This window comes from Planococcus sp. PAMC 21323 (genome assembly GCF_000785555.1).
In the GTDB taxonomy this organism is placed as follows: domain Bacteria; phylum Bacillota; class Bacilli; order Bacillales_A; family Planococcaceae; genus Planococcus.
Genome location: NZ_CP009129.1, coordinates 1,405,942 through 1,432,420, shown reverse-complemented (window position 1 = coordinate 1,432,420; position 26,479 = coordinate 1,405,942). Strand labels below are relative to the sequence as shown.

30 protein-coding genes are annotated in these 26,479 nt (G+C 38.4%); 8 read left to right on the top strand and 22 right to left on the bottom strand.

Translation table 11 applies throughout. The features are described from left to right. Nucleotides 1-109: 109 nt before the first annotated feature. Nucleotides 110-613, bottom strand: a complete 504-nt coding sequence (locus PLANO_RS07260; RefSeq protein WP_038703799.1) for a DinB family protein — start codon at nt 611-613, stop codon at nt 110-112. Between the two features lie 208 nt (nt 614-821). Here PLANO_RS07260 and PLANO_RS07255 point away from each other — a divergent pair, with 208 nt between their 5' ends. The 3 genes from PLANO_RS07255 to PLANO_RS07245 all read left to right on the top strand — a co-directional run bounded on the left by PLANO_RS07255 (nt 822) and on the right by PLANO_RS07245 (nt 2,854). Further along, the gene (locus tag PLANO_RS07255; RefSeq protein ID WP_038703798.1) at nt 822-1,673 is read left to right on the top strand and encodes a site-specific integrase; all 852 of its coding nucleotides are present in this window, start codon (nt 822-824) and stop codon (nt 1,671-1,673) included. Nucleotides 1,674-1,967: 294 nt separating this feature from the next. Then, entirely contained in the window at nt 1,968-2,510 is a 543-nt protein-coding gene (locus tag PLANO_RS07250; RefSeq protein WP_038703797.1) for a cysteine hydrolase family protein, read from the top strand. A gap of 89 nt (nt 2,511-2,599) precedes the next feature. Beyond that, entirely contained in the window at nt 2,600-2,854 is a 255-nt protein-coding gene (locus PLANO_RS07245) for a GlsB/YeaQ/YmgE family stress response membrane protein (protein ID WP_038703796.1), read from the top strand. A gap of 42 nt (nt 2,855-2,896) precedes the next feature. Here PLANO_RS07245 and PLANO_RS07240 read toward each other — a convergent pair whose 3' ends face one another. Continuing rightward, nucleotides 2,897-3,535: a lytic transglycosylase domain-containing protein gene (locus tag PLANO_RS07240; RefSeq protein WP_038703795.1), complete on the bottom strand. Its 639-nt coding sequence runs from the start codon at nt 3,533-3,535 to the stop codon at nt 2,897-2,899. A gap of 152 nt (nt 3,536-3,687) precedes the next feature. On the opposite strand from PLANO_RS07240, the gene mscL reads away from it, so the two are divergent. Beyond that, nucleotides 3,688-4,077, top strand: a complete 390-nt coding sequence (gene mscL / locus PLANO_RS07235) for a large conductance mechanosensitive channel protein MscL (protein ID WP_038703794.1) — start codon at nt 3,688-3,690, stop codon at nt 4,075-4,077. A 158-nt stretch (nt 4,078-4,235) separates the two neighbouring features. On the opposite strand, the gene PLANO_RS07230 is transcribed toward mscL, so the two are convergent. The 4 genes from PLANO_RS07230 to PLANO_RS07220 form a co-directional block, all read right to left on the bottom strand. Next, on the bottom strand, nt 4,236-4,793 hold the full coding sequence (locus PLANO_RS07230) for an SCO family protein (protein WP_038703793.1): 558 nt from the start codon (nt 4,791-4,793) through the stop codon (nt 4,236-4,238). A 94-nt stretch (nt 4,794-4,887) separates the two neighbouring features. Then, nucleotides 4,888-5,016, bottom strand: a complete 129-nt coding sequence (locus tag PLANO_RS15825) for a YvrJ family protein (RefSeq protein ID WP_008430032.1) — start codon at nt 5,014-5,016, stop codon at nt 4,888-4,890. A gap of 145 nt (nt 5,017-5,161) precedes the next feature. Further along, nucleotides 5,162-5,377, bottom strand: coding sequence for a DUF2922 domain-containing protein (locus PLANO_RS07225; RefSeq protein ID WP_038703791.1), 216 nt, complete (start codon nt 5,375-5,377; stop codon nt 5,162-5,164). Nucleotides 5,378-5,400: 23 nt separating this feature from the next. Next, on the bottom strand, nt 5,401-5,619 hold the full coding sequence (locus tag PLANO_RS07220; protein WP_038703790.1) for a DUF1659 domain-containing protein: 219 nt from the start codon (nt 5,617-5,619) through the stop codon (nt 5,401-5,403). Between the two features lie 120 nt (nt 5,620-5,739). Here PLANO_RS07220 and PLANO_RS07215 point away from each other — a divergent pair, with 120 nt between their 5' ends. Further along, nucleotides 5,740-6,174: a DUF2621 family protein gene (locus PLANO_RS07215; RefSeq protein WP_038703789.1), complete on the top strand. Its 435-nt coding sequence runs from the start codon at nt 5,740-5,742 to the stop codon at nt 6,172-6,174. A 13-nt stretch (nt 6,175-6,187) separates the two neighbouring features. Here the strand turns inward: PLANO_RS07215 and PLANO_RS07210 are convergent, their stop codons facing one another. The 9 genes from PLANO_RS07210 to PLANO_RS07170 form a co-directional block, all read right to left on the bottom strand. Next, nucleotides 6,188-6,688: a CcdC family protein gene (locus tag PLANO_RS07210; protein WP_038703788.1), complete on the bottom strand. Its 501-nt coding sequence runs from the start codon at nt 6,686-6,688 to the stop codon at nt 6,188-6,190. Then, a complete protein-coding gene (locus PLANO_RS07205; protein WP_038703786.1) occupies nt 6,681-7,004 on the bottom strand; it encodes a thioredoxin family protein in 324 nt (107 codons plus the stop codon). Before PLANO_RS07205 ends, PLANO_RS07210 begins: the two co-directional genes overlap by 8 nt. A gap of 24 nt (nt 7,005-7,028) precedes the next feature. Further along, nucleotides 7,029-7,739 carry a cytochrome c biogenesis CcdA family protein gene (locus PLANO_RS07200; RefSeq protein WP_038705405.1) on the bottom strand — a complete coding sequence of 237 codons (711 nt, stop codon included), beginning with the start codon at nt 7,737-7,739 and terminating at the stop codon, nt 7,029-7,031. Between the two features lie 335 nt (nt 7,740-8,074). Then, complete coding sequence (locus PLANO_RS07195) at nt 8,075-9,859, bottom strand: ABC transporter ATP-binding protein (RefSeq protein WP_038703784.1); 1,785 nt, start codon at nt 9,857-9,859, stop codon at nt 8,075-8,077. Continuing rightward, the gene (locus PLANO_RS07190; RefSeq protein ID WP_038703783.1) at nt 9,859-11,613 is read right to left on the bottom strand and encodes an ABC transporter ATP-binding protein; all 1,755 of its coding nucleotides are present in this window, start codon (nt 11,611-11,613) and stop codon (nt 9,859-9,861) included. The genes PLANO_RS07195 and PLANO_RS07190 overlap by 1 nt, the downstream gene beginning before the upstream one ends. Nucleotides 11,614-11,894: 281 nt before the next feature. Continuing rightward, the gene (argH, locus tag PLANO_RS07185; RefSeq protein ID WP_038703782.1) at nt 11,895-13,268 is read right to left on the bottom strand and encodes an argininosuccinate lyase; all 1,374 of its coding nucleotides are present in this window, start codon (nt 13,266-13,268) and stop codon (nt 11,895-11,897) included. Then, entirely contained in the window at nt 13,265-14,500 is a 1,236-nt protein-coding gene (locus PLANO_RS07180) for an argininosuccinate synthase (protein ID WP_197053134.1), read from the bottom strand. The genes argH and PLANO_RS07180 overlap by 4 nt, the downstream gene beginning before the upstream one ends. A 412-nt stretch (nt 14,501-14,912) precedes the next feature. Then, nucleotides 14,913-15,491, bottom strand: a complete 579-nt coding sequence (locus PLANO_RS07175) for a DUF3221 domain-containing protein (protein ID WP_038703780.1) — start codon at nt 15,489-15,491, stop codon at nt 14,913-14,915. A gap of 93 nt (nt 15,492-15,584) precedes the next feature. Continuing rightward, entirely contained in the window at nt 15,585-16,532 is a 948-nt protein-coding gene (locus PLANO_RS07170) for an MBL fold metallo-hydrolase (RefSeq protein ID WP_038703779.1), read from the bottom strand. A 371-nt stretch (nt 16,533-16,903) separates the two neighbouring features. Between PLANO_RS07170 and proC the strand changes: the two genes are divergently transcribed. Together proC and namA are read left to right on the top strand one after the other, a co-directional pair. Beyond that, on the top strand, nt 16,904-17,707 hold the full coding sequence (proC, locus tag PLANO_RS07165; RefSeq protein WP_081976681.1) for a pyrroline-5-carboxylate reductase: 804 nt from the start codon (nt 16,904-16,906) through the stop codon (nt 17,705-17,707). Nucleotides 17,708-17,755: 48 nt separating this feature from the next. Continuing rightward, nucleotides 17,756-18,772: an NADPH dehydrogenase NamA gene (gene namA / locus PLANO_RS07160; RefSeq protein WP_038703777.1), complete on the top strand. Its 1,017-nt coding sequence runs from the start codon at nt 17,756-17,758 to the stop codon at nt 18,770-18,772. A gap of 388 nt (nt 18,773-19,160) precedes the next feature. Here namA and rnz read toward each other — a convergent pair whose 3' ends face one another. The 5 genes from rnz to mce all read right to left on the bottom strand — a co-directional run bounded on the left by rnz (nt 19,161) and on the right by mce (nt 24,549). Continuing rightward, on the bottom strand, nt 19,161-20,120 hold the full coding sequence (gene rnz, locus PLANO_RS07155; protein WP_038703776.1) for a ribonuclease Z: 960 nt from the start codon (nt 20,118-20,120) through the stop codon (nt 19,161-19,163). A 7-nt stretch (nt 20,121-20,127) separates the two neighbouring features. Next, on the bottom strand, nt 20,128-21,363 hold the full coding sequence (locus PLANO_RS07150) for a DNA polymerase IV (protein WP_038705403.1): 1,236 nt from the start codon (nt 21,361-21,363) through the stop codon (nt 20,128-20,130). Between the two features lie 90 nt (nt 21,364-21,453). Next, the gene (locus PLANO_RS07145) at nt 21,454-22,572 is read right to left on the bottom strand and encodes a M20/M25/M40 family metallo-hydrolase (protein WP_038703775.1); all 1,119 of its coding nucleotides are present in this window, start codon (nt 22,570-22,572) and stop codon (nt 21,454-21,456) included. A 21-nt stretch (nt 22,573-22,593) separates the two neighbouring features. Further along, nucleotides 22,594-24,135 carry an acyl-CoA carboxylase subunit beta gene (locus PLANO_RS07140; RefSeq protein WP_038703774.1) on the bottom strand — a complete coding sequence of 514 codons (1,542 nt, stop codon included), beginning with the start codon at nt 24,133-24,135 and terminating at the stop codon, nt 22,594-22,596. A 15-nt stretch (nt 24,136-24,150) separates the two neighbouring features. Continuing rightward, on the bottom strand, nt 24,151-24,549 hold the full coding sequence (gene mce, locus PLANO_RS07135) for a methylmalonyl-CoA epimerase (protein WP_038703773.1): 399 nt from the start codon (nt 24,547-24,549) through the stop codon (nt 24,151-24,153). A gap of 167 nt (nt 24,550-24,716) precedes the next feature. Here mce and prli42 point away from each other — a divergent pair, with 167 nt between their 5' ends. Then, a complete protein-coding gene (prli42, locus tag PLANO_RS15955; protein ID WP_155800335.1) occupies nt 24,717-24,812 on the top strand; it encodes a stressosome-associated protein Prli42 in 96 nt (31 codons plus the stop codon). A 132-nt stretch (nt 24,813-24,944) separates the two neighbouring features. On the opposite strand, the gene PLANO_RS07130 is transcribed toward prli42, so the two are convergent. Together PLANO_RS07130 and PLANO_RS07125 are read right to left on the bottom strand one after the other, a co-directional pair. Continuing rightward, complete coding sequence (locus tag PLANO_RS07130; protein ID WP_038703771.1) at nt 24,945-25,937, bottom strand: aromatic acid exporter family protein; 993 nt, start codon at nt 25,935-25,937, stop codon at nt 24,945-24,947. Nucleotides 25,938-25,991: 54 nt separating this feature from the next. After that, nucleotides 25,992-26,432 (bottom strand): BrxA/BrxB family bacilliredoxin, encoded by a 441-nt coding sequence (locus PLANO_RS07125; protein ID WP_038703770.1) that lies wholly within the window; start codon nt 26,430-26,432, stop codon nt 25,992-25,994. Nucleotides 26,433-26,479 lie beyond the last annotated feature (47 nt).

The window sequence follows — 26,479 nt, the reverse complement described above, 5'->3', positions numbered from 1 at the left end:
TCTTCTGAAAAGCCCTTAACCAGCGCTTCTCTCCTCTTCTATCATACCGAATGCTACCGCATAAGTAAATTACATTAAAATTATAGAATGTGATAAGTTTTTCGAATGACTATTTTGTTACATCATCGATTTTTCTTAAGGTCTCTTGTAATTGCTTAAAATGACGTTTTTCATGTAAACCTACGAAAGGAAACCACTGAACTAGAGGTACTTTACCAAACACCGGGTGATCCATTGACTTTTGTTTTAACTGATCCTCATCTGCTTGATTAAACACTTCATACAATAAATTATGCGAGACGTTTAGACGTACTTTCATATCTTCGAGCGTGACAAATTCACTTGTTGGTGTGACATGCTTCGGAGCTTTTACTTTAAACGAGCGACTAATAGTTAATCCAATTGGTTTTTTTATCGCTTTTTTACTTTCCTCTTTTTGTAGTTCTTGAGAAACCCCCTTTGCAACGATTTTTTCCATCAACTGAAGATGATCTAAAATTTGCATCGGTGACCATTCTGTTTCTGAAGGTTTCAAGTTGAACTGTTCATCCGTTAATCCCTCTACCGCTTGAAGAACTTGATTTCTTATCATAGCATTGTCTTCATTAAACATCTTTTTTCCACCTTCATTTTGTCGATTTGTCTACTCTATTAACATACCCTATTTTATAAAAATTAAATACATTCGACTAGTTTGGTTATATTTTCAATGGAAACCCTTAAAAACTCTCCTCTATCCCTATTGACAAGCGAAAATACGTTCTATTTACCTGATTTAATGGTATAATTTAAGGAAATCCATTAAGAAGAGGTGACGCATAATGCCTTATGGTTACGAGAAATTTAGACTGGACAATGGCATTAGCCCGAACACCGTTGTTCATGAAGTCCAATTGATCCGCTCGCTCTTCGCTTTTCTTAGACATACTTACAAAAGACCTGTAGAACCACATGATATTCGTCCTTCAGATATTCAACAGTTTTTAATGGACCAACATATGGCGGGTATAAAAGACAGTACTTTAAATCGCAAACTTATTTATATTAGAAGATGGTTTGATTATATGTGGCAAATTGGTCGCATCCCAAATGATTTTATGCCTAAATTCAAATTTAGTAAAAAACTTGATTTGACACCGGCTGATATTCATTTAAATTACGAAGATTTGTTAAAAAAGAAAGACGCTGTTCTTGAAGCTGATCGGTTGTCATTAAATGCTAAGATTCTTTATATACTTTACTTACGTGGACTGCGCCTTCGTGATATGGTAGCGATTGATGTAGACAACTTTGACGATCGAGACGGTAAGCTCGTTTTATCAGTCGATAAAAAAGATGGCTATCAATGCCGAATGGAGTTCACTGATAAAGAAATTCCAGTTATGCTTGATGCAATTGAGCGTGCCGTATTCCGCAGTACACCTTACTTATTGTCATCTAAAGTTAAAAATGAATATACAATGTTTCAAATGGGTTCGTTATCCGATTATACGGAGGCTTTATCGTCATTTGTTGGTATGCCAATGCGCTCAGGGGATATTCGCTTTGCTTATGTCCATTATTTGTATTCAGTTGAACATAAAAACCTGGAAGAAATTCAAGAAACTTTGGGTGTTTCACTCGACTCTGCATCGAGAATGTTAAAAGATTCTTTAACTCGTTTAAAAAGATAATAGAAAACATAAAAACAGCCTATCCCAATGAGTTTGGGATAGGCTGTTTTATGAATCCGGTCATAAGAAAAAACCAAAATCCAAAGCAAAATTAAAAATGAGTAATGTATGGAATAAAACGAAAATCATACCTTGTTTGTTTAGTTTTTCTGCATTTTCATATTGCATCAGGATCACCCCTTCTTTCTTTAATAGTCTGATTATACTGAAAAATAAAGCATTTAGCAAGCAATGTTATTTTCAACTTTTTTGATTTATGCTTATAATTAATAAAAAGACAAAGGAGTGAACGGCATGAAAAAAGCATTACTAGTTGTTGATTATACGGTGGATTTTGTAGCAGATGATGGTGCATTAACTTGTGGAAAACCGGGGCAGGCTATTGAAGAAAAAATTTGTCAATTGACTGAAGAGTTTCTTAATGACGGAGAATTAGTTGTTATGCCCGTTGATTTACACGAAAAAGATGATTCTTTTCATCCTGAAACAAAGCTATTCCCTCCACACAACATAATAGGAACCGCCGGGCGCGAGTTATATGGACGACTGGCAGCTATTTATGAAGCTAATCGTGACGACATTATTTGGATGGATAAAACACGATACAGTTCATTTGCTGGTACGAATTTGGAGTTAATATTGCGTGAGCGAAATATTGAAGAAGTTCATATTGTTGGGGTCTGCACAGATATTTGCGTGTTACATACCGCAGTCGATGCTTTCAACAAAGGATTTAATACTATTGTTCATAAAGATGGTGTTGCTAGCTTTGACCAAATAGGCCATGAATGGGCGCTGCGACACTTTACTGCAACCTTAGGTGCAGAAGTTTTATAGTTTTTTTATTTTTTAGGTTTCAAATGTAATGAATAAGGTTATATCTAGAGTGTAGCACTTATACATCACATTAAAAGGAGCTGGAAAAAATGGGTATTATTTTGTATTTAATTATGGGTGGTATCATCGGTTGGATCGCAGGAATGATTTTAGGTAAAGATATTCCAGGCGGCATTATTGGTAACATTATCGCAGGTATCGTTGGTGCTTGGTTAGGTGGAATGATTTTAGGAGATTTCGGTCCAGTAATCTGGGACGTAGCTATTATCCCTGCATTAATCGGTGCATTGATTCTTGTATTCGTTCTTAGCTTGATCATGGGATCAATGAGAAAAAAATCATAAAAAATATACAAAAAGAGTGGACCTTGGTCCACTCTTTTTTTGTCAATTATATTCTTTTTCGTACAAGTGATAATAATGTAGAACATCCGCTACATATTTCTCACTATGATTATACTGAAAAATAGCGCGTTCTAACTCACCCTCAGATGCACCATTTTGTGATAAGTAATTTGCTGCGCTATAAAGAGAATCTTCTAGATTGTATGGATCTGCAATTCCGTCTCCATTTCCATCCACACCATAACCTCCATAATAGGCAATCACCTCAACATTTACTTTGTCTTCTTCGCTTATATCTCCCTGCCCTTTACCAGAGCAGCTTGGATGACTCCATCCCACAAACGTACAAGGCATGAATTGTAGATGCCCTTCTGCACCTACAGGCGATAGTAAAGGATCCATTGTTGAAAATCTCGTTTCAATTCGGTGATGTGCCGCCAACAATGTCCAAGGAATATTGTAAACATCAGCTGCTTTTTTGTATAATGGAATATTTTCTTCTGGTACTTTTAATTCAATCAAGTGATTGGGTGCGTCTTTAATCGATTTAAATACTGAATCGGAATTAACTAGCGAAGCAATCAAAATAGTAATCGTCGCTACAACGATCGCTGCCGGTACAAAAAGAATTAAACACCCTATTTTCCGTTTCCACCTAATTGGTAACTTTTTATTTTTCATTTTTTCACACCTATTAATCATTTGCTTTAGTGTAGCACACCAGCTTCGAGATTACTTTTCTTAAGTTGATTGTAAAATATTTGCAATATATAATTTACAAGTGTAATTTTTATTTTTTGGTATTATAATAATATCAAAAGGAGGTGAATTATATGTGGGAAGATTTTAAGAAATTTGCGTTGAAAGGTAACGTTCTTGACTTAGCTGTAGCTGTAGTAATTGGTGCCGCTTTCGGGAAAGTAGTATCTTCTTTAGTAGAAGACATTATTATGCCGGTTGTCGGAATACTTGTTGGTGGAGTTAGCGTAGAAGATTGGAGTTACAAATTCAATGATGTAGTCTTGAATTATGGTTTATTTATCCAGTCTATTATTGACTTTTTCATCATTGCGTTCTCGATCTTCATGGTAATCCGTCTCTTCACGAAAATGAAGCGTAAAAAAGACGTACCTGCAGAAGCAGAACCAGAAGTACTCGATAAAACACAAGAAATTTTGCTAGAAATTAAAGACTTGTTAAGTAAAAATAAAACGGGATTATAATTAGCTAGCAAGAGATTTCGGAATGAACATTCCGAAATCTCTTTTATTTTGACATTAACTAATAAACACCTCTAACATTTTGTCGATAAAAAAGACCATAGATTTCTCGAATTAACCGAGTAAATCTATAGTCTAATTATTATTCAAATCCTTCTCTTTTATTCTAGTAACTCACGCATATCATTTTTAATATCTTCAACAGGTACACTATCGTAACCGTCATAATTATTCACAACAACGCCTTCTTGGTCTACTAAATAAAAATTCGTTCCATGTATAACTTGATCACTTTCGGGATCATTACGTACGAAAGATTTGAAATTATCTTTTGCAAATCCGGCAATTTCTTCCTGTGTATACCCCGTCAACAGATGCCATTTCGACTCATCTGGCACCGAGTATTGCGCTAAATAGTTTTGTAGGGTTTCTGGTGTATCAACAACCGGATCCACGCTAAACGCTATAATTTTATAATCAGTCAAGCCTTCAGCTTCCAATTCTTCTTGGATTTCACTCAAATTAAACGTCATTGGCGGACAAACCGTATTACAATTGGTAAAAACAAAAGTAGCTAGCCAAGGCGTACCTTTTAAATCTTCCAATGATACCGGTTCTCCGTGTTGGTCACTATACGAAAAATCGTCTATTGCCGAACTGCCACATGCGGACAACAATAGTACTAAACTTAATAATGCGGACAAAGAAATAAATCTCATAATATTGCCTCCACTCTTCTATCTCTTTAATCATAGCGAAAGTGTAGAATCAGTACAATACATGGAATACCACCATTGTCACGATTTTGTGAAGTTAAGATAATTTCAATGTAAGTAGTGCTTCATGAATGGCGACCAGTTTCGTCTCCACACGGTGCATCAAATAAAATGACACAAATATAGGAAATCCGAGCTCCTGAACCCATTGCATCCACTCAGCCATAAATCTCACCTCCGTTACTAAAAAATCTGAAGCTACTCAATAAAAGAAGCTAAAGCAGCCGTTTATCTCCGACATGTGCCGTAAGACTTTTAGCCTCATAGTTCTCTATCGAAAAAAGCTCTCCCGAATCAGGAGAGCTTCTAACTTATACTTGGTACTCCACAATATTTCGTTCGACAACTCGTGCGCCTTTAACAGTGCCAAGTGGTGAACCTTCTACTTCAAACACATTATGCGTGATAATTGCTTGCATACCTGCAATCAATTCGGCATCTGTCACATCAGCACGTGGCTCATCTACTGATAACGTGACATCTTTTCCTGCAGTCGTTGTGAAGATTAACTCTAAAGTTTTAGCCATTCTCTATTCCCCCTTCATATTAATTATTGATAAATTGTGACTGCAGATTGTTTTTCAACATCCAATAATGTTTTGGATCCGAAATTTGTTAAAATAGCTGCTGTTTCGAAAATACCTTCTGCCGCTGCTGTTTCTTTTACATTGTGATACGATTTAAACTTTCTTTTCGTTTTACCGTTTGCATCTAATCCATTGTCGTACGTGCAACGAATGCTTGCGTTCTTAAAATCGCTAAAGGCCATGTTTACCACCTCCTTTCATTCGCTATATAGACACAGTTAGAAAAAAGAGATACATTTTTAATGAATTTCTTTTCAAACCCTTCTATAATAGAAGTAATGGAAAAGACGAGGTGAAACAATATGGAACTGAATGGCTGGTTTTTAGTGTTTATCCTATTTTGGGTAGTCGTATTAGTAGGGCTTTTTGCCATCGGTGGATATTTTATGTTCAGAAAGTTTCTGAAGTCCATGCCAAAAGAGGACGGCCTTTCAGATTTGAACTGGGAAGAATATTACGTAGATAAAACCATTCATTTATGGGGCGATAAAGAAAAAGCAATGTTGAACGAATTGGTTCAACCTGTCCCAGATTTATTCCGACCTGTAGCTAAACAAAAAATTGCTGGTAGAATTGGTCAAGTATTACTTGAAGAAAAAGTAAAGAAAATGAAGCTTGAACACATTATTCGCGGCTATATTTTAGCTACTCCTAAACGGGATCATAAGTTTTTACGAAAAAAATTGGCAGAGATGAAAATCGATGTCACTCCATACGAACAATATTTTGAACGATAAAAGCGCTACTCCCTTAAATGGGAATAGCGCTTTTCATTTTTTTTTCGATTTTTTTATATTGCCAAAGCATTGAAATTCGCCACGGCCAAAGCATGCCGAACGCCAATATCCAGAACATGCCGCCTAGTTCACCAATATCAATACTTGAACTCAAGACGACTTTCCCAATTACACGAACTAATAACAAACCGAATAAAATAAAGACAAAAGCTTTCGATTTTTTTAAGTAAATATCACCATCGCGAACTTCAAATTTCGAAGTCCATATCAGTATAGTCGAAAAAACAATACCGACGGCCAGTGCCTCTAAAATTTGCATAGGTGCTACTCGAAAAAAAGGAAAAATAAACATAAAAGCACCAGTAGACATAAAAAATGGAGGTAAAATAATTTTTTTAACGGATGCAGGCTTTTTAGCTGCTTTCGAGCGGACAACCATTGCAATCAATCCCATTAAAAATGCACCAGCCGTTGTAACGATTAAATAGACTTCTGTCGGAATTTGATCAAGCATCTAAATTCGCCTCTAACTCATCTAATCTACGTCGTAGTTCTTCCATTGGAACGAATCGTGCGAAACGTTGAACTTCTTTACCATGTCGATACAAAATAACAACCGGTGCTGTAAATAGCATCAATTGCCCTGCCAGTTCTGGCACTTTTGCAGCGTTGACTAAATAAAAAGGAAGTTTGTAGTCGTCTTCTAACGCTTCAACCTGAGGGCGTAACCCTTCACAAACTGAGCAATTGTCTGTTTTCACAAAAAGTAAAAAAGACTTTTTCGAGTCAGCTGCAGACTGAAATTCTTCTATTTTAGCAATAGATTCCATCTTTTCCACCTACTTATTATCAATTTAAAATCCTTGGAAATCACCAAAGAATGGACTCAAAACACGGATTAAATACGTTAGACCATCAAAGAATAGTAAGATCCCGATAGCAATCATAACATATCCGCCAACTTTCATGATCTTTTGATTGTGTTTACGCAACCAGCCCATACGTGTTACAAAGAATGACAAGACAAAGAATGGAATTGCAAATCCTAGTACATAAGCTATCATATACCAAACACCTGACCCAGGATTAGTCGCAGCAAGTGCATAAATAGCTGCTGTTATCGGTCCCGTACATGGTGTCCAACCAGCTGCAAAAGCCAGTCCAATTACGAATGTCCCAAGAAATCCTGATGGACGATTTTTAAATGAAAATTTGCGATCTTGCATAAGGAATTTTGGTGAGAAAACACCAATAATCATAAGCCCAAATAACACAATAAAAATGGCGCCAACTTGACGAATCAATTCATCATAACGGATAAACCATTCATAAAAGAACGATGTACTAAAACCAAGTGCTATGAAAATCGTTGAAAAACCTAACAAGAAAAATAACGTATGAAACATACCTCTGCGTTGCATAACTTTTTTATCATTTTTAATTTCATCCATCGTCATGCCTGTGATATAAGATAAAAATGCAGGATACAAAGGCAATGTACATGGAGAAATAAAACTCAAAAAGCCTGCGCCAAAAGCTAAGAATAAATTAATATCAGATGTCACTGGTAATTCTCCTTCCTGTGTTCTTTTCATCTTAACAAATAATCCACCTAAACACTGCTCTTACGCCTGTGAAATCTTTGTGGACAAATATAGCAACTCACTTATTGGACACTAATCTTACTTGTTGAATTTTTGTTGTAAACGTACTTGGTTTTTCACAATAAATCCTTTTGTAATTTACTACATTGTAAGTTTAAAACAAACTTTATCTCTTTATTTATGACAAATTTGCGAAGGAATACTAATCATTGCGCTACTAAGAGCAATTTTACCCCACTAAAAAACTGTAGTCACATCGAATTGATCGAATTGACTACAGTTTTAAAAGCTTGTATCTACTCTACTATGCCGTTTTGCAATAAATACATTTTATGATATAAACCTCGCTGTTGCAGCAATTGTTGATGTGTTCCTCGCTCAACAATTTCCCCTTGTCGCAATACAAGTATCAGTTCTGCATCTTGAATCGTACTAAGTCTATGGGCAATGGCGATCGTTGTTCGACCAAGACGCATGCGTTCTAGACTTTCTTGAATTGCCATTTCTGTTTCGGTATCAATATTTGCGGTGGCTTCATCAAGCACCAAAATTTTCGGGTCAGTTGCAATTGTTCTAGCAAATGCGACTAATTGACGTTGTCCGCTTGAAAATGTCGAGCCCCTCTCGGTCACTTTTTGTTGATACGTATTTGGTAATTCTTCGATAAAGCGGTCAGCTTGAACAAATTTAGCCGCTTTACGAACGTCCGAATCCGTAATCGATTGATCATAAAGCCGAATATTACTTGCAATTGTTCCATAAAACAAGAAAGGATCCTGCAATACTAACCCTAATTTTTGACGCAATTCAGCGGTTTCATAATCTTTTAAAGATACGCCATCAATCAATATCTCACCTTTTTCAAATTCGTAAAAGCGCATGAGTAGATTGATGATTGAGCTTTTACCACTACCTGTATGACCAACTAATGCTACTGTTTGACCAGGCATTGCCGTGAAAGAGATATTTTTTAAAACGTCGGTTTGTCCGTCGTAAGAAAAACTCACATTCCGAAATTCAATTTTACCTTCGTTAATCTTTGCAGATGTTCCTAGTTGAGCAGGTATTTTTTCTTGTTCATCAAGCAATAAAAAGACACGTGATGCTGCAACAATGGCTTGTTGGAAAATCGACAACCTTTGCATTACTTGATTGATTGGTTCAAAAAATCGGTCAATATACGTTACAAATGCATAAATCACACCAACTTCAATGGTGTTAGAAAAGGATGAAACTCCGAAATAGCTCATTATAAGTATAATTGCCATGGTATAAACTAAGTTTACAGCTGGACGCAATAATAATGCATCTACTTTTATATTGCGTTTAGCTGCTTGAAAATGTCTATCATTAATCGCATTAAACTCATCCTTCAAACGATTTTCTTGACCAAATGCTTGAATCATACCCATGCCTTGTACAGATTCCGATAACTTAGCATTTAATTGCCCTAGTCGCTCACGTAAATCTTGGTAAAATACCGAGCTGTATTTACGGTATAGATAGATAATCCATCCTAATGTTGGCAATAACACCAGTGAAAAGAAAGCTAATTGGGCGTTTAGTAAAAACATTGCAATATAAACACCTACAACTAAAAAAGCACTTTGAATAAAACCAATTAATACTGTAACAAACATTTCTTTAATTGCCTCGGTGTCATTGGTAACACGTGACACGATGCCCCCAGCAGGAGTTTTATCAAAATAACGCATGCCTAGCCCGTGAACTTTAGCGAATACATCAATTCGTAATTGCTGGATGATTTTTAAAGCCGCTTCTTGAAATTTTAATAGCTGAAAATAACTAATAATCACATTGGATGTTTGGATAAATAAATAACCTAATGCTAAACCAACTACAGGACCTGTCGGAAAATTACCTTGTGTTAAATATTCATCAATAAACACTTTGATCAAATAAGGTCCGAGCACATCACCTAGAACCGTTAGTAATAATAGACCCATTGCTAGCAATAACATTTTTTTATGAGGCAACAAATATTTTAACAGACGCTTAAAGACGATCCATTGGTCTCGTCCAGTCAATTCCTGCTTTTTTTCAGTTTCTTTAATCAGCATTATGACTCGCCTCCTTGTTCGACGAGCGCTTCTAATTGCTGCAGCTCATACATTTCATAATAAGTTTCTTTTTTCTTCATCAATTCATCATGCGAACCTATCTCTTTAATCGTACCTTTATCCATCACTAAAATTTGATGCGCATGCTGAATTGCACTTAATCGGTGCGATGTAATAATGGTCGTTTTATCTACTCGCGTAGCTTTTAATGATTTTAAAATAGATTCTTCTGTTTTAGCATCTACTGCTGATAAAGAATCATCTAGTATAAGCAACTCAGGTTCTGTCATTAATGCACGAGCAATTGAGATCCGTTGTTTTTGACCACCTGATAAAGATACACCGCGTTCTCCAACTACGGTACTATATCCTTCTGTGAAGTTTTCAATATCTTCGTGTATATGTGCTAACCTCGCTGCATTCTCAACTTCCTTAAGTATCGCGTCAGGGCGTGCAAATGCGATATTCCCAGCAATGCTAGTTGAAAACAAGAAATGGTCTTGTGGAACATAACCAATAGCTTGTCTAAGACGCTGCTTTTTATAAGCATCAATCGAATAATTTCCAAATAAGATAGAACCTTTATAATCGTCAAACTCACGTAATAATAATCGTAGAATAGCTGATTTTCCAGAACCAGTTTTGCCAACAATCCCAAGTGTTTCTCCTTGTTTCACTGTAAAGTAGATGTTTCGAAGCGCAGCTCGGTCATCGCCAGTAAATTTAAATTGTTCTAAAGAAAAAACGACATCACCTGTTGGGTCTTCATCAATGGCATTTTCACGATCATCAATTTCAATTGGCTCTGCGAGTAACTGACGGATGCGATCATAAGAAGCTCTGCCTCGTTCTACTATATTGAAAAGCCAACCAAATGCTAACATCGGCCAAACCAACAAACCCAGATACGCAGTAAAAGCGACTAAATCACCAATTGTCATATCGCCCTGTGTCACAAAATAAGAACCAAAGCCGATCGTTAGAAAATAACAAACACCGATAATAGCGGAAATCGTAGGATCAAATAAAGAGTCGACACGCGCTACACGAATATTTTCATCCACAACACGCGCTGATAAATTTTTAAAATCATCAATATCTTGCTGCTCTTGTCCAAATGTTTTGATGACTTTCATGCCAGATATACTTTCTTGCGTTTTATCATTGAGCCCTGAGAAAGCTTGTTGCGCACCGTGAAAACGCTCGTGCATTAGTTTTCCATAGTAATTGGTTAAATAAGCCATCAAGGGCATTGGCAACAAGACAATTAACGTCAATTTCCAATCAATTGTAATGGCCATAGCCGCAATAACAAAGCCACCCGTTGCAATGGAATCGACAAGTGTTAATACTCCTGCACCAGCTGTTTGCTGTACTGCCTGCAAATCATTAGTCGCATGTGCCATCAAGTCGCCCACACGACGTTTTTGATAAAAGGCTGGAGACATTTGTGTAAAATGACGAAACAGTTGTTGACGTAAATTTCTAGCCAATAAAATCGAAGATCCAAATATTTGCAACCTCCACGTATAGCGTAGAACATACATAGCAAAAGCAGAAGCTGCTAAAATACTTAACCATTTGAGTAAGTATTCAGATGTTAACGTTCCTTGGCTAATGCGATCAACGATAAATCCAATAATGCGCGGTGGTAAAATACCTAAAAATGCCACCACCATTAATAACAGAACTCCTAAAATGTATTGCTTTTTACGTTCTTTAAAAAACCAGCCCAACTCCCAAAATATACGCATTATTATCTTTCCCCTTGCCGGTTCATATTTTCTAGTTGATTACTTTAATGTGTTGTTAAATTTTTTATAAGCTTTATTATTTTAGCAAATTTTGTGAACGTTCGGAAAGACATTGCTCCGATTTATGAAATAAGCCTGAATTCAGTTTTTCTTCAGTGAGATTTCTCTAAAAATTACGCTAAAACACAAAAAAAGCCGATTTTCCATAGGGGAAGAGGAAAATCGGCTTTTTAACCGCTCGCGAGTACCAATCGCTGACGGCTTTATAGGGAATGGACTTATTACCCGATAAGTTGCTTGGCAAGTCCCAATTGATGATGTACTTGTTCAAAACCTGTGCCTCCCAGTGAGTTTCTACGCTCTACTGCTGTTTTTGGCATTAAGGTGTTGTAAATGTCTTCCTCAATAAGAAGACTCGCTTGCTGAAGATCAGCGAGCGGCAAGTCTTTCAAGAAGTAACCGCGTTGGATACATGTAAAAACTAATTTCCCTGTTACATCATGCGCTTCACGGAATGGCATTCCTTTAGCAGCCAAATAATCCGCTAATTCTGTAGCATTTGAGAAATCCGAATGCACCGCTTTTTCCATAGAATCCGTCCGAACGGTCATGGTACGAATCATTCCTTCAAAAATTGGCAATGAACCCATTAACGTGTGAACCGTATCAAACATACCTTCTTTGTCTTCTTGCATGTCTTTATTATAAGCAAGAGGAAGACCTTTTAAAGTGGTTAATAAACCAAAAAGGTTGCCATAAACACGTCCAGTTTTGCCACGGATCAATTCCGCCATATCGGGATTTTTCTTCTGCGGCATGATACTTGATCCTGTAGAGAACGTATCATCTAATTCAATAAAACGGAACTCCTCGCTCGACCAAAGAATAATTTCTTCGGCAAAACGAGACATATGCATCATCAACATCGATGAATTACTCAAAAATTCAAGAATAAAATCACGATCACTGACAGCATCTAAACTATTTTGATAAACGCTTGAAAAACCGAGAAGCTCTGCTGACATTTCACGGTCAATCGGGAAAGTTGTACCTGACATCGCACCCGCTCCGAGCGGTGAAATATCGATGCGCTTCATCGATTCTGTTAACCGCTCTTTGTCGCGCTGCAACATCCAGAAATACGTCATCAAATGATGACCAAAAGAGATTGGCTGTGCACGCTGAAGATGTGTATAGCCAGGGACAATCGTTTCTACATGCGCTTCTGCTTGTGTAACAATTGCATCTTGGAAAGCCGTAACAGCTTCGATAATTTCTCCAACACGATTTTTTAAATACAAATGCATATCGGTTGCTACTTGGTCGTTCCTGCTTCTTGCCGTATGCAATTTACCACCAACAGGACCAATTTCATCGATTAAATGTTTTTCTAAATTTAAGTGGATGTCTTCATTTGATACGCTATATTCCAATTCGCCAGCTTGCGCTTTTTGTTTAAGCGTTGCAAGTCCGGATAAAATCAGATCCGCATCTTCTTTAGAAAGAATCTGGCAAGCAGCCAGCATTTTCACATGTGCTGTGCTGCCTTCCAGATCCTCCATTACCAACTTTTGGTCATAAGAGATAGAAGCACCAAATTCATCGACCCACTGTTCGGCCGATTTTTGAAAACGGCCGCCCCACAGTTTGGTCATGCTTTCACCTTCTCTTTCAAGTCTTCAGGAACCGCTACTTCTTTTTTATTGACTTTTGCATTAACCACTGTCGGAAGACCCCATAGTTCGATAAAGCCAACTGCAGACGCGTGGTTGAAAGTGTCATCTGTTGAATAAGTAGCCAATTGCTCGTTATAAAGTGAATTTGCTGACTTACGTCCTTCAATAATCGCATGACCTTTAAACAATTTCACACGTACTGTTCCATTGACGTAAACTTGCGTTTCTTTTAAGAATGCTTCAAGCGCGACACGTAGCGGAGAGAACCATAAACCTTCATAAATCAACTCAGTCAATTTCTTCTCGATGACTGGTTTGAAATGTGCCATTTCTTTGACCAATGTAATATCTTCAAGCTCTTTATGTGCAGCAATTAACGTCATTGCTGCTGGAGCTTCATAAACTTCACGAGATTTAATCCCGACTAAACGATTTTCAATATGATCAATTCTTCCGACACCATGTTTTCCAGCAATTTCATTTAACTCCAAAATCAATTTAGAGAATGAGTACGAAACGCCATTTAATTGAGTCGGTACACCGTTAACAAATTCAATTTCAACAATATCCGCTGTATCCGGTGTCGTTTCAACAGAGTTTGTAATATCATAAGCTTCTTCTGGTGGCGTTGTCCAAGGGTTTTCCAATACGCCACATTCGTTAGCACGTCCCCATAAGTTTTGATCAATTGAAAACGGGCTATCCAAGTTTACCGGGATTGGAATATTATGCAATTTTGCATAAGCGATTTCTTCATCACGCGACCATCCCCATTGTCTTACTGGAGCGACAACTTCAAGATTTGGATTTAATGATTTGATTGAAACTTCGAAACGGACTTGGTCATTGCCTTTTCCTGTACAGCCGTGAGCAACTGCACTTGATCCTGTAGCTTCCGCGATTTCAACTAGTTTTTTCGAAATTAACGGACGAGAAAGTGCAGATACTAATGGATATTTACCTTCGTATAATGTATGAGCTTGCATTGAGATTAATGCATATTCATCCGCAAATTCGTCTCTTGCATCGATCATATAACTTTCAACTGCTCCAACTTGAAGCGCTTTTTGTTTAATAAAATCTAGATCTTTTCCTTCCCCGATATCCAGGCAAACAGCGACAACGTCGTAGCCTTCTTCTTTTAGCCACGGGATGGCCACCGATGTATCTAATCCACCTGAGTATGCGAGTACAATCTTTTTATTCAATATGAAAACCTCCAATGTATTTTTATGCAATGTTTGAAATGAATATACACATAATATCACGGATATTTAACAAGCGCAAGAGATACGACTATTTTTTTTCACAAAAAAAACAGCCGAAGCTGCTACAGGTTTTAGATAAAAGAATTCTTATGTTAGTTAAAGAATGACTATTACGGATCCTTTTATTAAGTTGCTTGATGAATAGACTAGTCGGTTACTTTATCTGATTAGAGTTACATGCTAGCAACCGTTGAGGCCACGGAGAATCCTATGGGACAGCGAGAGCTGAAGACCCCGTAACGAGGAGGCTGAAGCTAACCCATGGAAAGCGTAGTGGCCGGAATGGTTATACACAACTATACATTTTAATTAGACTTTATCTAAAATCTGAAACAGCAACAACTGCTTTTATTTTTTATTCGCTTTTTTCTCCACCAATTGTGTACTCGTGTGTATCTAGGTCGATTCGTACTTCAGACATTTCGCCAGTTTCCATATTGCTGAATAAAAAGCCAATTTCATTATCACGAACAATTGGTTGTCCCATCATGATCAAACGTGATAATTGTTCTCCGTTGATAAACGCTTCAAGCGCATCAGCTTGTTTAACAGATTCTTCATCTATTAAAATAGTAATTGTGTCAGCTTCTCCTTGCATAGGAAACGATTCAGCAAGCGGACCATTATAGTCCAGTCTGACTTTCATACCTGTGCGGATATCTCGGACAACGCCTTTAGTTGTTTCAGCGCCGTCGCTAAGTTGGACTTTAACGTCTTCTGGAATATTAAAGAATATATTGTTAATAAGTATGCTTTCCCCACTCACTTGTGTAATAAATCCTTCTTCAGTCATACTCTTCTGATCGACTGCCATTTCTGCTTTCTCTGTTTCTTTCGTCTCTGCTGTTTTATCTTGTTCAGCTGGTTCAGTTTCTTCATTCGAACATGCTGCAAGCAGTAAGACACTCGCTAAAAATAATCCCCATTTTTTCAAAGCTACCCAATCCTTTTCTTGTATAGTCGTGGTGTAAATAGTCCCTTTTTAATTTTACTTGTTGTAACCACTAGTTGCAATTGTCAACCTTACTTATACCTTACTATAGTAGAAGATGCCATCGTCACCCATTCGCTCTGTAAGTAATTTACGTTCTATTAAGTAATCGATTTGGCCAATCGTTTCAGATAAAGTTAAGCCTAACTCTTTTTCATAAGCATGTGAAAACAAGTCTTTGTTCAGTTCATAAACTGTTCGTTCTCCATCACCAATTAAATCATGCGCTTTCATAGCTCGCTGATGTTGTTTCGCTAAACGAGAAGTGATTAATTCATTAACATTATACACTTCTTCTCCGTGCCCACTATATATCACATCTATAGGCATTGTTAGCAAGCGACTAAGTGACGCATTGTATTGAAGCAGTGATTTAGGCCGACCATCTTCCGGATTTAATGGCGGTTCAATAAGTGGATTAGATGAGACTTTTGCAATTACATGGTCGCCACCAATCATTTCGCCGGTCTTTTTATTCCAGAAGGACAAATGACTTTGAGCATGTCCTAATGTTTCAAGAACTTGCCAATCAGAATGTCCTGGTAAAGTATCTCCTTCATTAATCGTCCTATCAAGTGTGCGGTTACCCATCAAGTTTAGCGGACGTTTCATTTTTTTAACCCAAAACTGCAAATCACCTGGAACTCCTTCTTCTTTTAAACGCTCTAGATAAAATGCATCATGATAAGTAAAAAAATCTTGATCACGACGCAGCCACGGATCGTTATATGGATGTCCATATAGTTTTGCATTTTCAAATCCATCGACCCAACCCGAGTGATCTGGATGATGATGCGTTAATACAACTTGTTCGACATCTTTCGGCTCTGCACCAAACTCTTTTAACCCTGCTTTGATTGCGAGCCATGCTTCGGGCGTTTTTGGACCCGCGTCGATTAATGTCAGCATGTCTCCTTTTATCAAATATGAATTTACGTCTCCTACAGCAAAAGGTGTTGGAATAATAATCTTATGTAAAGTCATCCTATCAGCTCCTTAAAATGAATCACTATTCATCTATCATACATGGAAAATAACAAGCCGTCACTTCTTGATGTCATTTGACAAAGTCCTGCTTTATCCTCTATAATTCAATAACATATGTGAGCGAAGATAAAGATTAGTACACAAAGTGAAGGTGTAAAGAGAGTGTCGCTTTAGCTGAAATGCACACCCCCTCTCCTTTGTTGAACCTGCTTTTGAGCTGCCGTGAAAACACGGCCGTCTGTCCGCGTTATGGATATCGAGTGGTGTCTTAATGGCAAACTTAGGTGGTACCGCGGAAACAAAGCGTTTTCGTCCTTGTATAACAGGGACGAATGCGCTTTTTAATTTGAGGAAAGAGAGTGATGGATATGAAAATTGTATGTGTAGGAGCCGGATCAATGGCCGAATCAATGATTCACGGCTGGATTAATAAGCGAATTATGAAACCAGAAGAAATTTCGGTGATGAACAAATCGGACCAAGATCGGCTGGAGTTTTTAAGTGACGAATACGGCGTGAATATCGTCTGCCAAGATAAGACCGAATTAAAAGACGCAAATTTCATCTTACTGGCGATGAAGCCAAAAGATGTAGAAGCTGCACTTAGCGGCATTAAAGAAAAACTGACTGGCAACACCGTAATTTTGTCGGTCGCTGCAGGTGTTTCAATCGAAACCATCCAAAAACACGTGGGTGATTTCCCAGTTGCACGAGCAATGCCAAATACTTCTGCAAAAATCGGTAAATCTGCGACAGGTGTGGCGTGGAGTAAGCATGTTTCACTCGAACAGCAGCATGAACTGCGTAAACTATTGTCTTCAATTGGTGGCGTAACAGTTGTTGAAGAAGAACAATTACACGCTGTTACAGGCATTGCAGGAAGTGGTCCCGCTTATATCTATTATTTCGCGGAAGCAATGACTGAAGCGGGTATAGCAAATGGTCTGTCGAATGCAGACGCTAAAAAACTAGTACGACAAACCTTTGCTGGCGCCGCAGAAATGTTGCAGCAAGAAGATTTCGCTGAATTGCGCGTAAAAGTGACAAGCCCAAATGGTACCACAGCAGCAGGTCTTGATTCATTGGCAGAAAACAACTTTAAAGATATTGTTGGCCAATGTGTTACACAAGCTTCTGAAAGATCTAAAGAGCTCGGAAAAGAATTTAAGTAAGCCTTTCTATATACTTGATAGTTGTATCTACTAGAAGGAGGTCAGTTTATGGCGAAGTTGTTCGAACCATATACAATCAAAGAAATTGTTTTTAAAAACCGCATTGTGATGGCACCTATGTGTATGTATCAAAGCGACCAAGAAGACGGACAAGTAACCGACTGGCACCGCATTCACTACCCTACACGTGCAGTGGGTGGTGTTGGTCTAATTATTACCGAAGCGACAGCTGTTCAACCACAAGGACGCATTTCATCGAGAGATCTTGGAATTTGGGATGATGCTCATATTGAAGGTCAAGCTGAAATTGTTCGGTTAATGAAACAAAGCGGAGCCAAAACAGGCATTCAATTGGCTCATGCCGGCAGAAAAGCAACAGTTGATGGTGACATCTATTCAGCAAGTGCTCTTGCTTTTGATGATAATTATAAATTACCGAAAGAAATGTCTATTACTGATATTGAAGACACCATACAGGCTTTTAAACTTGGTGCTATTCGTGCTAAAAAAGCGGGATTCGATGTTATTGAACTGCATGGTGCACATGGTTATTTAATCAACCAATTCTTATCTCCTTTAACGAATAACCGGACAGATGAATATGGTGGCAGCGCAGCAAATCGCTACCGCTTATTGGGTAAAGTGATCGATGCAGTAAATGAAGTTTGGGATGGCCCATTATTTGTTCGAATCTCCGCTCACGATTATAGCGAAGGCGGTATGACTGCCGATCAATATGTAGAAATGTGTCAATGGATGAAACAACAAGGTGTCGACTTGATTGATGTTAGCTCAGGTGCTGTCGTTCCTGCTCGCATCCCTGTATTTCCCGGCTACCAAGTACCTTTTGCTGAGACCATTAAAAAAGAGACACCTATTGCAACAGGTGCAGTTGGTTTAATCACCAGCCCATTACATGCTGAAGAAATTCTCCAAAATGAACGTGCGGATATGGTCTTTCTAGCCCGCGAACTGCTTCGTGACCCTTACTGGGCTTATACCGCAGCAAAAGAGCTAAACGTTGATATCATAGCTCCAGAGCCGTATAAGCGCGGTTGGTTATAAGGCAGTTGCAAAATGCTTCAGATTTAGTATACTTAAGGTAACGCAAAAAACCGAATGCTTTCGCATTCGGCCAGCTGTACGCCGCTTCGAGAGCGGTTGGCTGGAATACAGGCTTTAAAAATAACCGTCATTCCACGCCACATGGGACGGTTATTTTTTTTTGTTAATGACCAAAATCATTGATACAACTAGTGTCATAGCGCTAATCGTTAGCCCGATACTCGTAAAAACGAGACCGAATGATTCAGTAATGGTCATGTTACCACCCCCTTTCATTGGGAATGGCCAAACCGCCCTCATACAGCTGTATCTTTATTTTATCACAAAAAGAACATATGTTCTATATTTTCCAAAAATAATTTAAACATTAACCAAAAAAAGCCATCTATTACTGATGACTTCCCTGTTTTTTCCTAATTATTTTTTCTTGTTGTTGCCATTCAAATTCGGCAAAATCATGCGCAATATATCCACGTGGATGATACTCTTTCATTTGTTTTAACAAATGTTTTTCATCTTCAGGTAAGAACCGTGCACTTATATGATTCATAATCAAAGTGTCAGCTTCTGCTAATCGGGCAGTGCGAGCTGCTTCGTATACAGTAGCATGACCATATTCTGATGCCATCTTTTTAGCAGTGCCATCAAACGTAGCTTCGTGAACTAATACATTTGCTTTACGTCCCAATTCGACCGCTGCTTCGCAATAACGAGTGTCTCCTAAAATGGTAACGACAAATCCAGGTTGTTCGGGTTCTGTGACGTCGATACTCCGTACCCACTGTCCTTCCGAAAGTTCAATATCTTTACCTGTTTTTAACTTCGCTAACAACGGACCTTTAGGTACACCAAGAGACAACGCTTTATTAATAAGCAGCTTGGGTGGTAATGGCTTTTGGGTTATTCGAAAACCATACGAAGGAATCACGTGATCTAAAAGACGCGTTTCCACTGTCATTAGCTCATCTTCGAAAATCATTCCTTCAGTCAATTCATGGTAACTAATTGGATAAGTTAAATGCGTTCTACTAAGCGTTAACGTCATTTGGATATATTCTTTAATTCCTTTAGGTCCATAAATTTCAAGCGGTTCATCTCCAGCTTGAAATGAACGAGATCCCAGTAAGCCTGGCAAGCCAAAAATATGATCTCCGTGCATATGCGTAATAAAGATTTTTTCGATTTTGCGTGGCTTTACTGTTGTACGAAGAATTTGGTGTTGCGTGGCTTCACCGCAATCAAACAACCACACAGTTCCCCGTTCTTCAAGCAATTTTAGAACTAGCGCAGAAGTGTTACGTTGTTTAGACGGCATTCCCGCTCCAGTACCAAGAAATAATAATTGCATGTTTCCCCTACTTTCTTTCGTGATCATCTAAAAAGTCTTTGCTGAAACTTGTCTTTGAATCGTAATTGGTTTTTTTAATTTTAGTTCCACGCGTCAAAACACTTTTTCCGAAACGACTTTCAAGTTTAGCCATTAAGTCCAGTATTGGTTCTTCTTTTACATGTTCTTGAAAATTAAAGATGGATAATTGTTCGGTCATAGCCTCTTTACTTGCCACATTGGATACCGTCACCCCAATTAGTCTTAACGCTTCCCCATTCCAGTGTTTAATAAACAATTGCCATGCCGTTCGTTGAATATCTTCTACCTTCCAAACGGTATTACTTAATGTGACACTGCGTGTTCTGTTTTTCCAATCTGAACTGCGCGTTTGAATACTTACCGTCGATCCGGCCAATTCTTTCGCTTCTAGTCGGTTAGCTACTTTCTCACTAAGTTGACGAAATAACACTTTTAAACGCAGTTCATCTGTTTCATCTATCGGCAAAGTTGTTGAGGTTCCAACACTTTTAGTATCGTAAATCGAATCTGGGTCTACCGGACGGTCGTCGATTCCATTTGCTCGTTCTCGTAGACGCAAACCGTTTTTCCCCATTTTCTCTTTAATTAAACCTTCATTTGCAGTTGCTAGCTCTCCAATGGTTTCAACTTTGATGCTTTTTAAGCGCGCCGCTGTACTTTCACCAATGCCGTGCATTTCAATAACCGACTTTGGCCACAACAAAGCCTGAATGCTTCGCTTACGCAAGACGGTAATTCCCATCGGTTTTTTCATGTCAGATGCTGTTTTCGCTAGAAACTTGTTCGGTGCGATGCCGATTGAGCACGGTAAATCCAATTCCGCTAACAACCGTTGTTGAATTTCGTCAGCTATTTCTAAAGCATGACGCGTTTCAGTCAAACTGGTCACGTCAACATAGCCCTCATCAATAGAAACTGGTTCTACCATATCCGTGTATGTACGTAAAATTTCAAACATTGCTTTTGATGCTGCCCGGTAACGTTCAAAGTTTGGTGGCAACAATAAGAGTTCCGGTAACTTTCGTTTTGCTTCATGTACTTGCATTGTTGTATAAATGCCATGAGCTCTTGCTTCATAAGAACAAGTTACGATGATTCCTTTTCGTTCTTTTGGATTTCCCGCAATGGCAATCGCTTTTCCTTTTAGTTCGGGATTATGCGACTGTTCAACAGAAGCATAAAAACTATTCATATCAATATGAAATATTACTCTGCTGGCCATTGAGCTTTCTCTCTTTTCCTTTTCTTTTAGTGTATCAAAAAAAGAGAGAACATACATCCTGTTCTCTCTTATCCATAATCACTGTATTATTTAGTTAAGCGTTGATTCTTTTACGATTTCAACTAATAATTCGGTTAGTTTTTCAAGTTCTTCAAGTGGCATACGTTCATTTTTAGTATGGATTTCTTCGTATCCTACACAAAGATTAACAGTCGGAATGCCAAACCCATTAAATATGTTGGCATCACTGCCTCCACCACTCGTCAAAATTGGAGAAGGACGTCCAATTTTCGCAGCAGCTTTTTGTGCAATTTCCACAACTGGATCCATATCATCAAAATGGAAACCTGGGTACATTAATTGGACTTTTGTTTCTGCACGTCCCCCCAGATTTTCAGCAACTTGTTCAAATACCGATTCCATGTGAATGGTTTGTGCTGCTAACTTATCTTCACTTATTGAACGAGCTTCTGACAAAATACGAACTTCGTCACAAACAATATTCGTCGCCCCGCCACCTTCAAAATGACCGATATTAGCAGTTGTTTCTTCATCAATACGTCCTAACGTCATTTTAGCAATGGCTTTGGCAGCAATGCTAATCGCTGAAATGCCTTTTTCAGGTGCTACACCCGCATGAGCTGTTTTGCCATAAATAGTTGTCCACAGTTTTGCTTGGTTTGGTGCAGCTGTCACAATTCCTCCTACTTTGCCATCGCTATCTACAGCATAACCGTATTTGGCAATCATAAGTGAAGAGTCTAATTCTTTCGCTCCAACTAAACCACTTTCTTCTCCAGCAGTGATAACTAATTGAATATCGCCATGTGGAATTTCTTGCTCTTGAAGCACACGAATCATTTCAAATAAAGCTGCGATACCTGCTTTATCATCAGCCCCTAGAATTGTCGTTCCATCCGAATAGACATAACCGTCACGAATTTCAGGTTTAACGCCAACACCTGGTGTTACAGTATCCATGTGTACTGTAAAATAGATAGCCGGAACTTCGCTTAAACTTCCACGTAAAGTAGCAATAATATTCCCAGCACCATGACCTGTAACAGCAGCGGACTCGTCAATTACGACATGAAAACCCATCGCCTCTAATTTGGTTTGTAGGATAACGGAAATTGGTCCTTCGTGTTTTGTTTCTGAGTTGATTTGAACCAGTTCCAAAAATTCATTGATTAATCGTTCGTTATTCATTACAAGCACTCCTTCTATATCTCACAGTGGCATATTGCCGTGTTTTTTTGCAGGTCGTGTATCTTTTTTATTGCGCATCATTTCTAATGCTTGAATTAATTTAATACGTGTTTCGCGTGGGTCAATTACGTCATCGACCATTCCTCGAGCAGCCGCAACATATGGATTCGCAAATTTTACGCGGTATTCTTCAATTTTTGCTGCACGCGTTTCTTCTGGGTTTTCACTTGCGGCAATTTCACGAGCAAAAATGATATTGGCTGCTCCGTTTGGACCCATAACCGCGATTTCAGCATTTGGCCATGAATAAACCAAATCAGCTCCAATTGACTTAGAGTTTAACGCTACATAAGCACCCCCGTAAGCTTTTCTTAAAATTACTGTCATTTTAGGAACTGTCGCTTCTGAATAAGCATACAGGATCTTCGCCCCGTGACGAATAATCCCGCCGTGTTCTTGTTTAATACCAGGGAAGAAACCAGTAACGTCTTCAAATGTAATTAATGGAATGTTGAACGAATCACAGAAACGAATAAAACGTGCTGCTTTATCAGATGAATCGATATCAAGTCCTCCAGCCATCACTTTTGGTTGGTTACAAACTAATCCTACAGTTTCGCCTTTAATCCGTGCCAGTCCGATGACGATATTGCGTGCAAATTCTGGTTGCACTTCCATAAAGCTATCTTTGTCTACGACTTGGTCAACTACTTTGCGAACATCATAAGGACGGATCGCTTCATAAGGTACAACATCTGCTAAATCTGGGCGGTAGTCGTCTTCTTCTCCTTCTTCAAGGCGAGGCGGCATTTCCGTATTATTTTGTGGCAAGTAACTGATTAATTGTCGGACCATTTCAAGCACTTTTTGTTCTGACTCACCACGGAAATGTGCATTCCCGCTAATTGCTGTATGTACTCTTGATCCTCCCAGGTCTTCAGAAGATATTTTTTCACCAGTTACTGTTTCAATTACTTTCGGACCTGTAATAAACATTTGGCTCGTTTTGTCGACCATAAAGACAAAATCTGTAATTGCTGGTGAATAAACCGCTCCACCTGCAGAAGGTCCCATAATCACTGAAATTTGAGGGATAACGCCCGAATAAATCGAGTTGCGGTAGAAAATTTGTCCATAACCATCAAGAGATAACACACCTTCTTGAATACGTGCGCCGCCTGAATCGTTTAAGCCGATAAACGGTGCACCGTTGCGGGCTGCTAAATCCATAACATTGGCGATTTTTTTCGCATGCATTTCACCCAAAGCTCCACCAAATACTGTAAAGTCTTGAGAAAACAAATAAATCGGTCTGCCATTTACTTTTCCGTATCCTGTGACAACTCCTTCACCCGGACCTTTTGCCATACCGAAATCTGTCGTACGATGTTCTACAAATGGACTAAGCTCTACAAATGATCCTTCATCAAGTAATAAATCAATACGCTCACGTGCTGTTAGTTTTCCTTTTTCATGTTGCTTGTTGATGCGTTCTTCGCCACCGCCAAGTTCAATTTCACGTTTGCGATCATATAACTCGTTAATTCTTTCGTAAATGTCCATTTTTTCCACTCCTAATCACTCTTTTTCACAAAGTTCGTACAATACTCCGTTTGACGATTTTGGATGCAAAAAGGCAACCATCGCTCCGCCTGCTCCAGGTTTTGGTTGATCGTTCAATAGCTGCACACCTTTTTCGCGGAGCTCTTCCATTCGCTCTTCGATGCCTTCAACACCGAATGCAATATGATGAATACCTTCGCCTTTTTTCTCTAAAAACTTGAAGATAGCGCTTTCTTCAGCCATTGGTTCAAGCAATTCTAACTTAATATTGCCCGCATCAATAAATGCTACCCGTACTTTTTGAGATTCCACCTCTTCAATTTTCATAAGTGGGAGACCAAGTGTCTCTGTGTAATAAGGAAGGACAGCATTCAAATCCCTTACAGCAATTCCGATATGATCTACTTTTTTCATCCCATTTTCACTTCCTTTTTTGACTTCTCTCTTATTGTACAGATTCACTGACAAAAACTCTAGCTGTTAGTGAATATTCGGAAACCTATAGCGTGTCTCTTCAATTTTCAATGAATCTATGATATGATTTGCTCAATAGATTTGATTGATAAAGGAGTTTATTACTAATGAGAAACGCTGCATTCCGTAAGTTTATTGTTTATGCGATGATTGGTATCATGTTGTTATCAAGCTTTATGTTTGGCTTAAGCTTCGTACTGTAATAAGTAAAAAGGACATTCCGAAAAAACGGAATGTCCTTTTTAAATTTGTAGGAGCCAGTTTCTCAGGGCATAAGTTCCCCGACTTCGTAGAAAAAAACGCCACTCCGCTGGATTATCTTAAGCCTGTCAAAGCTAAACAGGCATTTCCGCTTTTTTTGTATGAAATCCTTTATAGGATTGTTTAATTTCTAAATAGGTTTCCATTTCGTGAATGACTTGGTACAACTCGGCCATTGATAGGAATTTTTCGTGGCTGTCTGGCAGTGGCAAGTCTGCAAAGTTCTCTTTTACTTTATCGAGCTTTGAGATGTATCGGTAAGCAGTATTGCCTGAATGAACATGTTCGGATAAATCTTCTAAAAAATCAGCAACCAATTCGGTTTGATCTACAATGACTGGCAAAGCCGTAATTTTCGGTAAAATACGTTCTATAATTTCTAGCTGCTGTTCGCGCATTTCGAAATAATGATAGTACTTATTTTCGTGCCGAGTGATGTGATTTTCTACGTCTTGGTAAGCCAATGCTTTGGCTTTCTCTAATAATCTCCTCGCATCCACTAACTCTTTGCCGCTCCATAACGATTCTCTTTCACGTAAGTAAACGACAATTTCACGAAAAATCGAGGCATATAAATCTTCAATTTCATATCGATAGTTTTCCAACTTTTTCTCAATACTCGGCATATACATATTTACTGCTAATGCTGTACCAAAACCGACCACCATTAGAGCTAATTCATTGGTCAATAAGTCGAAACTTAAATTTTTCGCATCATAAATATGCATTAAAATAACTGAACTCGAGACAAACCCGTCTTGAAACCGTAAAGTTACCAATACAGGAATAAATAGAACAATGAGTACACCTATAATGATTGGATGATAGGCTATTCCTTCAAAAAAAATGAGAGCGAAAACAATGCCGATCAAACTGGCGATAAAACGAGAAAATGCCGCTCGAATTGATTTTTTCTTTGTTGGTTGTATGCAAAGAATTGTTAAAATACCAGCAGAGACGTAATAATCAAGTTGCAACAATTGAGCCAAATAAATTGCAATGGCTACACCTAACGCAGTTTTCATTGTGCGATAACCAATCGAATATGGCTTTAACTTCAGTTTCATTGTCTCCCTCCAAATATTGACATAAAAAAATGCCTCCATAAGAGGCATTCTTTCTTACACTTCGTCGCAATGCTGTTCGAATATTGCTTGAATATGCGTAATAACAGACATTGGATCATGACCTTCAATTTCGTGACGGCCAATTTCATCAACCATTTTCCCATCTTTTAAAAATACGAAAGATGGCGATGATGGCAAGTGATCGTCACCAAAAATTGCGCGTGCTTGAGCTGTCGCTTCTTTATCTTGTCCAGCAAAAACTGTAAACAAATTATCTGGGCGTTTGTCGTAATGAATTGAATGCAATGCAGCCGGACGGGCAATTCCGCCGGCACATCCACATACAGAGTTAATCATTACAAGGCTTGTTCCTTCTTTCGAAAAAGCTTCGCTTACATCTTCAGATGTTTCCAACTGTGTATATCCACCTTCAATCAATTCCTGGCGTGCTTGAGTTACTATATCGTTCATTAGGAAGTTAAAATCCATACTCATCAAATACCACTCCTTATTATTGCTTTCTTAATCATAGCAGGTGTTTA